The 12,512-nt window shown below is 71.9% G+C and carries 10 protein-coding genes; 7 read left to right on the forward strand and 3 right to left on the reverse strand.

What is annotated here, in order from left to right:
• Window positions 1-37 precede the first annotated feature (37 nt).
• Window positions 38-1,441: an amidohydrolase family protein gene (locus CP980_RS01730; protein ID WP_150492389.1), complete on the reverse strand. Its 1,404-nt coding sequence runs from the start codon at window positions 1,439-1,441 to the stop codon at window positions 38-40.
• 418 nt (window positions 1,442-1,859) lie between these two features.
• Here CP980_RS01730 and CP980_RS01735 point away from each other — a divergent pair, with 418 nt between their 5' ends.
• The 3 genes from CP980_RS01735 to CP980_RS01745 all read left to right on the forward strand — a co-directional run bounded on the left by CP980_RS01735 (window position 1,860) and on the right by CP980_RS01745 (window position 5,229).
• On the forward strand, window positions 1,860-2,798 hold the full coding sequence (locus CP980_RS01735) for a GDSL-type esterase/lipase family protein (protein ID WP_150492390.1): 939 nt from the start codon (window positions 1,860-1,862) through the stop codon (window positions 2,796-2,798).
• A 70-nt stretch (window positions 2,799-2,868) separates the two neighbouring features.
• Window positions 2,869-4,050 carry an MAB_1171c family putative transporter gene (locus tag CP980_RS01740; protein ID WP_150492391.1) on the forward strand — a complete coding sequence of 394 codons (1,182 nt, stop codon included), beginning with the start codon at window positions 2,869-2,871 and terminating at the stop codon, window positions 4,048-4,050.
• Between the two features lie 123 nt (window positions 4,051-4,173).
• Window positions 4,174-5,229 (forward strand): helix-turn-helix transcriptional regulator, encoded by a 1,056-nt coding sequence (locus tag CP980_RS01745; protein ID WP_132753339.1) that lies wholly within the window; start codon window positions 4,174-4,176, stop codon window positions 5,227-5,229.
• A 129-nt stretch (window positions 5,230-5,358) separates the two neighbouring features.
• On the opposite strand, the gene CP980_RS01750 is transcribed toward CP980_RS01745, so the two are convergent.
• Complete coding sequence (locus CP980_RS01750; protein ID WP_099894659.1) at window positions 5,359-5,781, reverse strand: Fur family transcriptional regulator; 423 nt, start codon at window positions 5,779-5,781, stop codon at window positions 5,359-5,361.
• Window positions 5,782-5,997: 216 nt separating this feature from the next.
• Between CP980_RS01750 and katG the strand changes: the two genes are divergently transcribed.
• On the forward strand, window positions 5,998-8,229 hold the full coding sequence (katG, locus tag CP980_RS01755; RefSeq protein ID WP_150492392.1) for a catalase/peroxidase HPI: 2,232 nt from the start codon (window positions 5,998-6,000) through the stop codon (window positions 8,227-8,229).
• Between the two features lie 103 nt (window positions 8,230-8,332).
• On the opposite strand, the gene CP980_RS01760 is transcribed toward katG, so the two are convergent.
• Window positions 8,333-8,722, reverse strand: a complete 390-nt coding sequence (locus CP980_RS01760; protein ID WP_341874215.1) for a DUF6194 family protein — start codon at window positions 8,720-8,722, stop codon at window positions 8,333-8,335.
• Between the two features lie 151 nt (window positions 8,723-8,873).
• On the opposite strand from CP980_RS01760, the gene CP980_RS01765 reads away from it, so the two are divergent.
• The 3 genes from CP980_RS01765 to CP980_RS01775 all read left to right on the forward strand — a co-directional run bounded on the left by CP980_RS01765 (window position 8,874) and on the right by CP980_RS01775 (window position 12,497).
• Entirely contained in the window at window positions 8,874-9,593 is a 720-nt protein-coding gene (locus tag CP980_RS01765; RefSeq protein WP_229907489.1) for a MerR family transcriptional regulator, read from the forward strand.
• A gap of 105 nt (window positions 9,594-9,698) precedes the next feature.
• Window positions 9,699-10,655, forward strand: a complete 957-nt coding sequence (locus CP980_RS01770) for a DUF5996 family protein (RefSeq protein ID WP_150492393.1) — start codon at window positions 9,699-9,701, stop codon at window positions 10,653-10,655.
• A 207-nt stretch (window positions 10,656-10,862) separates the two neighbouring features.
• Window positions 10,863-12,497 (forward strand): PKD domain-containing protein, encoded by a 1,635-nt coding sequence (locus tag CP980_RS01775; RefSeq protein WP_150492394.1) that lies wholly within the window; start codon window positions 10,863-10,865, stop codon window positions 12,495-12,497.
• Window positions 12,498-12,512 lie beyond the last annotated feature (15 nt).

The following is a 12,512-nucleotide window of genomic DNA, read 5'->3' on the forward strand; positions in this document are numbered from 1 at the left end:
ATGATGGCATGTGAGTTGGCTCGGGGGCAGCCGTTGGTCACGAACGGGGCGACTGGTGCGGCACGGCCAGCACGTGGTCGCGCGAGGCGTGCACCTCGCGGCGCAGCGCCGGCAGGTCGACGTCAAGGACCTGCCCGTTCCACTTGCGGGGTTCGCCGTTGACGAGGACGGCGCTGATGTTGCGTGCGTCGGTTCCCAGGACGACGGTCCCGATCGGGTCGTTGAGCGGCATGTTGTTGAGGTCCTCCGCCCGGATGACCAGCAGGTCGGCCTTCTTGCCGGGGGTGAGGGAGCCGGTGACGCCGGCGAGCCCGCTGGTACGGGCACCCTGGAGGGTGGCGAAGTCGAGGACGTCGTGCGTGGTGATGCGGGAGGGCTCCCGGTCCGTGCCGTACGCGGCGTTGACCGCGCGCATCCGCTGGATGGCGTGGAGGGTCCGCATCTGCGTGAACATGTCTCCGGCCAGGGCGACTTCCACATCGATGCTCAGGCCCGGGCGGATGCCGGCGGAGAGGGCCTCGTCGACGGCCGGGATCGCGGTCTCCAGACCGATCTGGGCGTCGGAGGTGGGCGCGAGCGCCACGGTGGTGCCGGTCTCCCCCATGGCCTTCCAAGCCTCGGGGGTCAGGCCGGTGGCATGGATGAGGGTGACCTCGGGGTGCAGGATCCCCTGCCCGGCCCAGCGCAGGACCGCCTCGGAGGAGGCCGTGCCGAACACCGCGTCGACGCTCACGCCGATGCCCAGGTCCTGGGCGGTGCGGGCGAGTTCCGGGCCGTAGGCCAGCGCGGGGCCGGCGATCTCGTCGGTGGCCAGGGCCGCCAGGCGCAGGGTCAGGAGCTGGTCGTCGCTGCTGAAGTAGGTGTCCTTGAGGCGGGTCAGGTCCCCCGGCCACTGCCGGTCCCAGGCGCCGAAGTGCGGCCCCATGGAGGCGTGCACGCCGCGGATCCCGGTGTCGAGGAGGGCCCGGATCGCGGCGTCGGAGTGTTCGCGGGTGCGGGAGTTGTGGGAGAAGTCCAGCATCGTGGTGATGCCGCTGTCGATCGCCGTGAGGGCGGCCAGCCGGGTGCCGACGTACATGTCCTCGGGCCGGTAGGCGGTGGCGTGCCCGGCCAGGGTGGACATGACGTAGCCGCCCAGGTCGTCGACGTCCGGCATGATCCGGCGCAGCTGGGCCTGCCAGGCGTGCCGGTGGGTGTCGACGAAGCCGGGCGTGAGGATCGTGCCGGTGGCGTCGACGACGACGGCGTCCCCGGCGGGGAGGTGGTGGCCGACGGCGGTGATCGTGTCGCCCGCGACCAGGAGGTCGCCGCGGTCGATGACGCCGAGGGCGGGATCCATGGTGACGAGGGTCGCGCCGGTGAACAGGATGCGCCGCCGGTCGGCGGGCCGGCGCCGGATCCGGGCGAGGAGGCCGTCGCCGGTGGTCGGGGGGAGGGTCATGGGAGCTCTTCTTTCCGTACGCCGCGGCGTCGGTGGTCGCCGCTGCCGGGTCATCAGCGTCGTCGCGGGGCGGAAGGGGAACCAGGCCGCCGTCCTCCCGGGCGTCGCACACCCACCCTGGTGCGGGGCCTCGTGCACGGTGAAGGCCGGGAAGTGGAACTCCAGGGCGCCGGCCTCGGGGTGCATGAGCGCCTTGGCCTGCCGGGTCTTGCCCTCCACCTCGTGGCGGGACCCCAGTCCGGCGAATCCCGGGCTCCCGGGCTCCTCGCGCAGAGCGTGTCGACCGCCTCGTTCGAGGGCGGGCACGCCCCCGCGCGGACGGGGACAACCTCCGGCCACAGGGCCTGTTTTCGGTCGTCTGGACCCGGCCGTTAGGGTGAGTTGATCAATCGTTTCAAGAAAGGCCACGCGGCTCCCAGTGTCCGAATCACGCCCCCACGCCCTCTTCTCCTTCGGCACACTGAGGGACGAACAGGTGCAGACCACCCTCTTCGGCCGAGCCGTGCCCATGTCCCCGGCGTCGCTCGCCGGCCATAGCCTTCGCCCCCTGCAGATCACCGATCCCGCCGTGATCGCCGCCAGCGGTCTCGACGTGCACCCGGTCCTGGAGCGCGAGCGGGGCTCGGCGGTCGAGGGCGCCGTCCTGCACCTCACCGACCGGGAGCTGGCCGCGGCCGACGCGTACGAGGTGGACGACTACGCCCGCCGGCGGGTCGTCCTCACCTCCGGCGAGAGCGCCTGGGCCTACCTGGACGCCGATCCGCTGCGCCCTGCCCGGCGGATCGTCGTCGTGGGCGACAGCATCGCCTACGGGCGCTGCGACCCGCGCGGAGGGTGGACGAGCCGCCTGGCGGCCGACCACATCGCGGGGAACGAGGCGGCCCACCGCGTCTTCAACCTGGCCGTGCCGGGCAGCCTCCTGTCCGATGTCAGCGAGCAGACGCCCGCCCTGCTGGCTCCCCGCCTGCCCGACACCCTCCTCGTCGCCGCCGGCGTCAACGACTGCGCCGTACGCCTCGACGCCCCGGACGCTCCCTACGACGGACCGGCGCACATCGCGCGGCACCTCGGCTCGCTCGCCGCCACGGCCCTGAGCCACCACGCGCGTCTCGTCGTGGTGGGACCGACGTGGATCGACGAGTCGCGCACCGGCGACTACGAGGGCCTTCGCTTCACCGAAGCGCGCGTGCTGGCCCTGCGGACGTCCCTGCGGGACTGGTGCGACGCGCACCACGTCGACTTCCTCGACCTGTGGGAGCCGCTGCGCGGCAGGCCCGAACTCCTCGTCGACGGTGTCCACCCCACCGCCGAAGGGCATGAGGCGCTGTACAGGCACCTCAGCGTCCGCAGCCGCTGAACCGCCTCACCATGCACGAGAACCACCACCGGCACCGACACGAACACCAGCACCGACCACAGGGCACGGCGTGAACGACTCGAACGGACTGGGCTTCTACCTGCCCGGAGCCCTGCTCCTCCTGGCAGCATGCCTCAAACTCCCCGCCCTCTGGCGCAATCCCCGCGACGAACTCCTGCGGTCCGTGCTGGCGCTCCTCCTCCTGGCCACCGCCGTGTTCGGGACCACGGCGATCCCCACGCTCGTCGCGGTCAACCGGTTCACGGGGATCCCGAACGCCGCCGCGCCGCTGGTGTTCTCGCTGATCACGGCATTCTCGGGGGCCAACATCGTGCTCATCTTCCGCTGGAGCAGCGGCCCGCAGGACGCGGAGCGCACCCGCCGCCGGTCCCGCGTGTGCAACATGGCCACCCTCTCGGTGATCGTGGCCATCAACGTGCTCTTCGCGCTCGGCGAGGCCCCCGTCGAGCGCCTGCGCGATCTCGACACGTACTACGCGGGCACGCCGTACATCCGGGAGATGATCCTCCTCTACCTCGCGGCGCACACCACGGCGGCGGTCACCATGACGCTCCTGTGCCGGCGCTGGGCGGCCGAGGTCCACGGCGCGCTGCGCGCCGGGCTGGGGCTGATCGCTTTCGGGTACGTACTGAACCTCCTCTACGACATCGCCAAGTTCACCGCGATCGGTGCCCGCTGGGCGGGCGCCGACTGGGACGTCCTCGGCACGGAGGTCGCGCCGTCCCTCGCCTCCGTGTCCGCGCTGCTGGTCGCGACCGGGTTCGTCCTGCCGCTCGTCTCCCAGCACGTCACGAGCCAGTGGGGCATGTGGCGCCAGTACGCGCAGCTGCGCCCGTTGTCCCGGGAGCTGCGGGGGGCGACGCGGCACAGCATCGCCCTGGGCGGCGGGCCCTGGACCCCCATCGAGATCCGGCTGACACAGCGCGAGTCCGACATCCACGACGGGATCCTCACGGTCAGCCCGTACCTGCGCCCGGACACGCGGGACCGGGTGCTCCGGGAGGAGCTGGAGGCGGGCCGTCCGGCCGACGAGGCCGCGGCCGTGGCCGACGCGGTCGCGCTGGTCACGGCCATCGTCCACTGGGGCCGGGCGCGGGACACGCCGCAAGGCCTGGGGTCGGAGGCCGCGAGTCCGGTGCTGACCTCGCCGAACAGCCCTTCGGGGCTGGTCCGGATGTCCCGGGCGCTGGCCAAGTCGCCCACCGTGCGTTCCTTCCGCCAGACCGTCTGACGCGTGCCGGAGGGGAACGAAGCCAGTTCCCTGCGCTGTTCGGCGCGTAGCCGTTCTGCCCGGGAGGAAGGTTTCAGGAGAAGCGGTCAGGGCGTGTCCTCTTCTCGCGGCAGCATGGAGGACATGCCGAAGACCTCAGCGCGACTGCTCTCCCTGCTCTCCCTGCTCCAGACGCGCCGGGACTGGCCCGGGCAGGTGCTGGCGGAGCGGCTGGAGGTCAGTGCGCGTACGGTGCGCCGTGACGTGGACCGCCTCCGGGAGCTCGGCTACCCCATCGCGGCGGCGAAAGGGCCCGACGGGGGCTACCGGCTGGATGCCGGTACGGAGCTCCCTCCGCTCCTGTTCGACGACGAGCAGGCCGTCGCCCTCGCCGTCGCCCTCCAGGCCGCGGCCACCACCGGCGTCGGCATCGAGGAGGACGCGGCCCGGGCGCTGGCCACGGTCCGGCAGGTGATGCCCGCGCGACTGCGCCACCGCATCGACATGCTCCGGTTCACGGCGGTCGAGCGGCCCGCCGTCCGGCCCGGGCCGCCGGTCGACGGCAAGGTGCTGATGCAGGTCAGCGCCGCCGTCCGCGCGGGCGAGGTGCTGCGCTTCGACTACGCGTCCGGGCCTCGGGCGGCGGCTTCCGGGGCCGGGCCGGCCGCCGAGCCCGTGCCCCGCCGGGTGGAGCCCCACCATCTCGTCACCTGGTGCGGCCGGTGGTACCTCGTCGCCTGGGACCTCGACCGCGGGGACTGGCGTACGTTCCGCGCCGACCGGATGACACCGCGCTCGCCGACGGGACCCCGCTTCGCGCCGCGCGACGTACCGGGAGGCGAGGTGGCCGCCTTCGTGACCCGCAGGTTCCAGGGCTACGACGAGTCCGGCGGCCGGCCCTGCCGCGGCGAGGTCATCCTCGACCTGCCGGCGTCCACGGTGTCCCCCTACACCCACGACGGGCTGGTCGAGGAGCTCGGCCCGGACCGCTGCCGGCTCGTCCTGGGCTCCTGGTCGTGGACCGGCCTGGCCACGGCCATCGGGCGGTTCGACGCCGACGTCGAGGTCGTCGGGCCGCCCGAGCTGAAGGAGGCCTTCGCGCACCTGGCCCGCCGCTACACCCGCGCCGCAGGGCCCCGCCTCCGAGCAGCGGACGAGCGGTCCGCATCGCCCACTGGAGGAACGCGTACCGAAGGCTGATCTCCTGCGAGGTCTTCCGGACCGGCGTCCTCAACCTGTTCTGCGCCCCCGCCGCGTCCGCCGGCGAGGGCTCCTACGAGGAAGCCAGAGCTCATCTGCCCCCGCACGAGTAGCGGGACCGGACCCGCCTCAGGCCCCCTGGCCGGCGCACGAGGGGCACAGCCCCCGGTAGGTGACTTCGACCTTCGACACCGTGAAGCCGAACCGCTCCTCTGCCGCGAGCCCCGTCATCAGGTCGCCCGTCGGGTGGACGTCGCGGATGGTCCCGCAGCGCGAGCACACCAGGTGGTGGTGCGGGTGGCGGGCGTTGGGGTCGTAGCGCTTGGCCCGCCCGTCCGTCGACAGCTCGACGACCTCACCGAGCGTGACCAACTCCCCCAGGGCGTTGTAGACGGTGGCCCGCGAGATCTCGGGCAGCCGCTCCACGGCACGGGCGTGCACCTCGTCGGCCGTGAGGTGCACGTGCTCCCCGTCCAGCACCTCCGCGACGACGCGCCGCTGGGAGGTCAGGCGCCAGCCGCGCTCTCGCAGTCGTCCCAGCAGGTCGCTCATAGCGGTTCACCCCATCAGGTCAGGTGGGACGCCCGGAGTTCAGGAGAGTGTCCGGATCCCTATCAGATATGCAACTGGTGCTCTTCTTGACTTGGATTGCGTCCATCGTAGGATCGGTTCGGTCGGTAGCCAACCCTCACCGCAGCCACGCCCGTACAACGCTTCCGCCGCCCCCTTTCCTTAGCAGCGTGATCCGCCCGGTTTGGAAGGATTCCCATGTCTGAGAACCATGATGCAATCGTCGTAGACGCGAAGACGGAGGCCGGAGGCGGTTGTCCCGTCGCGCACGGGCGCGCCGCGCACCCGACGCAGGGCGGCGGAAACCGCCAATGGTGGCCCGAGCGGCTCAACCTCAAGATCCTCGCGAAGAACCCGGCCGTGGCCAACCCCATGGGCGAGGAGTTCGACTACGCCGAGGCGTTCAGGTCCCTCGACCTCCCCGCGGTGAAGCGGGACATAGCCGAGGTGCTGACGACCTCGCAGGACTGGTGGCCGGCCGACTTCGGCCACTACGGCCCGTTCATGATCCGTATGGCCTGGCACAGCGCCGGCACGTACCGGATCAGCGACGGCCGCGGCGGCGCCGGCGCCGGACAGCAGCGCTTCGCCCCCCTCAACAGCTGGCCGGACAACGGGAACCTCGACAAGGCCCGCCGACTTCTGTGGCCCGTCAAGAAGAAGTACGGCCGGAGCATCTCGTGGGCCGACCTGATGATCCTCACCGGCAACGTCGCCCTGGAGTCGATGGGCTTCGAGACGTTCGGCTTCGCCGGCGGCCGCGCGGACGTCTGGGAGCCCGACGAGGACGTGTACTGGGGTCCCGAGACCACCTGGCTCGGCGATGAGCGCTACACCGGCGACCGTGAGCTGGAGAGCCCCCTCGGCGCGGTCCAGATGGGCCTCATCTACGTCAACCCGGAAGGCCCGAACGGCAACCCCGACCCGCTCTCCGCCGCCCGCGACATCCGCGAGACGTTCCGCCGGATGGCGATGAACGACGAGGAGACCGTCGCCCTCATCGCAGGCGGTCACACCTTCGGCAAGACCCACGGCGCGGGCCCGGCGGACAACGTCGGCGCCGACCCCGAGGCCGCCCCGATCGAGTCCCAGGGTCTCGGCTGGAGCAACAGCTTCGGCACCGGCAAGGGCGCCGACGCGATCACCAGCGGTCTTGAGGGCATCTGGACCGACACCCCGACCGCCTGGGACAACAGCTTCTTCCAGATCCTCTTCGGGTACGAGTGGGAGCTCTTCAAGAGCCCCGCCGGCGCCCACCAGTGGCGGCCGAAGGAGGGCGCCGGCGCGGGCACCGTCCCCGACGCCCACGACCCGTCGAAGACCCACGCCCCGACGATGCTGACGACCGACCTCTCGCTGCGCGTGGACCCCGCCTACGAGCAGATCTCGCGGCGCTTCCTGGAGAACCCCGCCGAGTTCGCGGACGCCTTCGCCCGCGCGTGGTTCAAGCTGACCCACCGCGACATGGGTCCGATCGCGCGCTACCTCGGCCCCGAGGTCCCGTCCGAGACCCTGCTGTGGCAGGACCCGCTCCCGGCCGTGACGCACGCGCTCGTCGACGCCGACGACGTCGCCTCGCTGAAGGACCAGGTCCTCGCCTCGGACCTGTCGGTCTCCGAGCTCGTCTCCGTCGCGTGGGCCTCGGCCTCCTCCTTCCGCGGCAGCGACAAGCGCGGCGGTGCCAACGGCGCGCGCATCCGCCTCCAGCCGCAGGCCGGCTGGGAGGTCAACGACCCCGACCAGCTCGCTACGGTCCTCCGTACGCTGGAGGGCATCCGGCAGACCTTCAACGCGGCGCAGAGCGACGGCAAGCAGATCTCGATCGCCGACCTGATCGTCCTCGCCGGCGCCGCTGCCGTCGAACAGGCCGCCAAGAACGCCGGCTTCGACATCGAGGTCCCCTTCACCCCGGGCCGCGCCGACGCCACGCAGGAGCAGACGGACGTGGAGTCGTTCGCCGCGCTGGAGCCGGTCGCGGACGGCTTCCGCAACTACCTCGGCAAGGGCAACCGGCTGCCGGCCGAGTACCTGCTGATCGACCGGGCGAACCTGCTGACGCTGAGCGCCCCCGAGATGACGGTCCTCGTCGGCGGGCTCCGCGTCCTGGGCGCGAACCACCAGCGCTCCTCGTACGGCGTGTTCACCACGACCCCCGAGTCGCTGACGAACGACTTCTTCGCCAACCTGCTCGACCTCGGTACGACCTGGAAGGCCACGTCCGAGGACGCGAACGTCTTCGAGGGCCGTGACGTCGCCACCGGCGAGGTGAAGTGGACCGGGACCCGGGCCGACCTCGTCTTCGGCTCGAACTCCGAGCTGCGTGCGCTGGCTGAGGTCTACGCGAGCGACGACGCGAAGGAGAAGTTCGTGAAGGACTTCGTCGCCGCGTGGGGCAAGGTCATGGACCTCGACCGGTTCGACCTCGTCTGACCCGCTCCCGTCCCGACGTCCGGGCCGTTCGGCAGCCGTCTCCGCGGCTGACCGGACGGCCCGGCCGTCTTGTGCGCGGGTACCGCGGCGGGTACGGGGACGGCTACCGGTCCCGGCGCCGTTCGTGGCGTGCACGCGCCAGGCCGTGGGCGTGACGCAGCAGTTCGCGGAGGGCGTCATCCGTCCGCGCGCCGGGGTTCACCACGGCGAGCCAGCCGGCGGAGCCGTAGACCGGGTGCGGCATGACCGTGTCGGCGAGGCCGTGGTCCTCTTCGGCGGCGGCCGCGTCCTGCGGTGCACGGCCGGTCCGGCGGACGAACTCCTCCCTCCCGGCCGCGACGTTGACGCGGAACGCGCCCGGCCGGTCGAGCCGGGAGGACGGCTCGCCCGGGTAGTCCTTCGTCACGATGGTCGCGAAGGGCTGGGCGGCGGGGGGAACGGCGCCGTCGGGCGAGTGGTAGAAGAACGTGTCCCCCAGCTGATCTCGGGCGATCCGTCGCCGGGACCCGGTCTGAGGGTCAGTACCCCGTCGAGGCCGCCCGTGAAGTCGATGATGTCGTCGATGGTCATGTCTGCAAGCGTTTCATTAAAGTGGTTGTGGAGACTTCCGGCCGCACGTCGCGCCAGACCCAGGGGGGAAACGGGTGCCAACCCTCGAATCGGCCTCGATGCGGACGGTCGATGTCGCCCGGCGCTCCGGGTACTCGGTCCAGCAGATCCGCAACCTCGAACGCGACGGCGTGCTGCCGCCCGCGGCGCGCACCGCATCGGGCTACCGGGTCTACGCACAGGTCCACCTGGACTCCGCGCGGGCCTACCGGGCCCTGGCGGCCGGTACGGGTCCGGTGGAGGCCAAGGACATCCTCCGCGCGGCCCACGAGGGCGCCGGCGCCCGGCTGCTGGCTCGGCTCGACGCGGTACACGCCCGGCTCGACCGGGAGCGTGCGGAGCTGGCGCTCGCCCGGGAGGCCGCGGCGGCGATCTCCGCCGAGCCCATCGCGGACGTACGCCCTGCCGACGCGATGGGCGTCTCCGAGCTCGCCGCGGCGCTCGGCGTCCGCGCCTCGGCCCTGCGGCACTGGGACGCGGAGGGCCTCGTGGTCCCCGACCGGCGGGGCGGAATCCGGCGCTACTCGCCCGCGCAGGTCCGGGACGCCCGGATCGTCCACCAGCTGCGCGGCGCCGGGTACCGGATCGCACCGCTGCGCGCCCTGCTGCCCGAGCTGCGGCGGGGGCACCGGTGGGACGCCGTCGAGACGGCGCTGGCCGCCCGGGAGGCGGGCATCGCGGCGCGCTCCCGGGCCCTGCTGGAGGCCTCCCCCGCCCTCCTCGCCCTCCTCGCCCCGACCGGCGCGCATGGCTGACGGTTCGTCCGCCGCCCGCAGGTCGCGCCCGGGGTGGAGGCCGGGTGGGGTCAAGATGTCGGTGTACGGCCGTGAGGCGTGGCGCAACGAGCTGGGGGATGCCCGGTGGACCTGTTCCCGGCGATGCCGCTGTCGCAGTGGCGGGACTCCAAGGAGACGCTGCACCGGTTCGCGCAGATCGTCGGCAAGATCCGGCTGGCGAGCAGCGTGCGGCGCAACCACTGGTGGAACGTGGCGTTCCATGTCACGGGGCGGGGGATCACGACCCGTCCGATGGGCGGGAGCGGGGGCGATCCGGTCTTCACGATCGACTTCGACTTCGTCGACCACTGGCTGACCGTGTCCTGTCTCGACGGCTCGACCACCTCGTTCCCGCTCCTCGGGCAGTCGGTGGCCTCGTTCTACCGCGAGACGCTCGCCGCCCTGAGCCGGATCGGCGTGTCGGTCGCCCTCCCGCACCCCCACCCGTACAAGCTGGCCGACGCCCACCGGCCGTTCGCCGAGGACACCGAGCACGCCTCCTACGACCCGGAATGGGTCAACCGGCACTGGCAGGTGCTCAGCCAGGTCAACCTGGTGCTGGAGGAGTTCGCTTCCGGTTTCTCCGGGAAGGTCAGCCCGGTGCACCTGTTCTGGCACTCGTACGACATCGCCGTCACCCGGTTCTCCGACCGCGCCGTCGCGCTCGGGCCGCAGGTCGACCCGGTGACCCGGGAGGCCTATTCGCGCGAGGTCATCAGCTGCGGCTTCTGGTTCGGCGACGAGGAGTACCCGCGGCCCGCCTTCTACGCGTACGCCGCGCCGGAGCCGGCGGCCCTCGCCCGTGAGCCGCTGCGGCCGGCGGCCGCGCACTGGGCCGAGCGGGGCACCGGCCGCCTGGCCACGCTGGACTACGACGACGTCCGCGCGGCCGCGGATCCCCGGCGGACCGTCCTCGATTTCCTCGGGTCCCTCTACCGTTCCGCGGCCGCCCTCGACGGCTGGGACGTCGAGGGCCTCGCCTGCCCGGGCGGCATCACCGATCCGCTGGCCCGGCCGGACGCGCCGGCCGGAGGCAGGTGACGTTAATTCCTTGATTTTCCGGGTGATCGCGGCGAGCATCTCAAGGCGCTCTTCCAGCGGCGGACGGCGGGTGGCGATCCAAGGGGGGACCTGCTCGTCAGCACTCCGCGGCTGTGTACTCTGAGCACTCTTTCGAACTTGTTCAAGCGTTAACCGACAATGGGGGGGCCGGTGCGCAACCGCCGACTCGTAATGTCCGCTGCCGTCGTGGCAGCCAGTGTGGGTCTCATACCGGGCGTGGCCCAGGCGGATCCGGGCAAGTCCGGCGCCGCCGGCCCGCACGGGGTCTCCGCGCCCGACGTGGACCTGAACAAGGTCGCGGCGTCGAACTTCACCACCGTGAAGAGCCCTGCCGAGCGTACGGTCCACACCGCGTCCGCGGCCAAGGGCAACGGCAAGGCCGGCGCCTCCGCGCAGGCCGAAGGCAGCGCCGCCGCGGAGCCGACGGTCTCCCTGACGGCCAAGGGCACCAGCGCCCGCGGCATCAGCCTGGACCTCGGCGTCGTGAGCGACGCGGGCACGGCGCTGTCGGTCAACGTCGACTGGGGCGACGGCACCAGCGTCACCTTCGGCGCCAACGGCCCGACCAACGCGACCCAGACGCACTCCTACGCGGAGATCGGCGCGTACACGATCAAGGTCACCCTGTCCGACGGCTCGGGCGTGCGCGGCACCAACGAGCTCAACGTCGTGACCCCGGGCTCCGACTTCACCCCGTACGCGCCCACCCGTCTGCTGGACACCCGCAACGGCACGGGCGCCCCGCAGGGCAAGGTCGCCCCGTACGCCTCCACCCGCGTCAAGATCTCCGGCAACGGTTCGATCCCCGCCGGTGTCACGGCCGTGGTCCTCAACGTCACCGCCACCAACACCACCAGCGGCGGCCACGTCACCGTCTTCCCCGAGGGCAGCGACCGCCCGACCACCTCGAACGTCAACTTCACGGCCGGCCAGACCGTCCCGAACCTGGTGATCGTCCCGGTCAACAAGAACGGCTACGTCGACCTCTACAACGGCGGCTGGGAGCCGGTCGACCTCATCGCCGACATCACCGGCTACTTCACCCACGCCTCCTCCAGCGGCTACACCCCGCTGGAGCCCAGCCGCTTCCTCGACACCCGCCAGGGCCAGGGGCAGGTCGCCGGCCAGGGCACGACCGGGGTCCAGATCACCGGCCGGAACGGCATTCCGTACAACGCCACCGCGGTCGCGCTGAACGTGACGGTCACCAACCCGCGCGAGGACGGCCACCTGACCGTCTACCCGAGCGGCGGTTCGGCTCCGACCACCTCCAACCTGAACTTCCGCGGTGGCCAGACCGTCGCCAACTCGGTCATCGTGCCGGTCGGCGCGGACGGCTCGATCAAGATCCGCAACGGCGCCTGGAAGGGCACCGACGTCATCGTCGACGTGGTCGGCTACTACAGCAAGGACAGCCAGGGCGCCTACCTGCCGTTCCTGCCGGAGCGGCTGCTCGACACCCGTGACCCGGCGGACTGGCCGTACGGCCAGCTGGAGGGCCAGGGCTACATCTACATGCCGCTGTCCAGCTCGCGCCCGCAGAACACGGCGTACGTGCTGAACACGACGGTCACCAACACGCGCGGCGACGGATACCTCACGGTGTCCCCGGACCCGAACTCGCTGAGCGCCTACGACAACGACTGGGCGACCTGGCCGACCCCGCCCAACTCCTCCAACCTGAACTGGAAGCGGGGCGACACCGTCCCCAACCTGGTCCCGGCCGGCATGGGCAACAACGGCATCGTCGACTTCTGGAACCGCGGCTGGGACAACATCGACCTGGTCGTCGACATCTTCGGCGTCTACCAGACGAACTGATCCGCCGGCAGGCGT

This window comes from Streptomyces vinaceus (assembly GCF_008704935.1).
Taxonomy (GTDB): Bacteria; Actinomycetota; Actinomycetes; order Streptomycetales; family Streptomycetaceae; genus Streptomyces; species Streptomyces vinaceus.

Coding starts and splice junctions, on each gene's coding strand:
- CP980_RS01730 (WP_150492389.1), bottom strand. CDS start 1,441: ATGACCCTCCCCCCGACCACCGGCGACGGCCTCCTCGCCCGGATCCGG.
- CP980_RS01745 (WP_132753339.1), top strand. CDS start 4,174: ATGCCGAAGACCTCAGCGCGACTGCTCTCCCTGCTCTCCCTGCTCCAG.
- CP980_RS01750 (WP_099894659.1), bottom strand. CDS start 5,781: ATGAGCGACCTGCTGGGACGACTGCGAGAGCGCGGCTGGCGCCTGACC.
- katG (WP_150492392.1), top strand. CDS start 5,998: ATGTCTGAGAACCATGATGCAATCGTCGTAGACGCGAAGACGGAGGCC.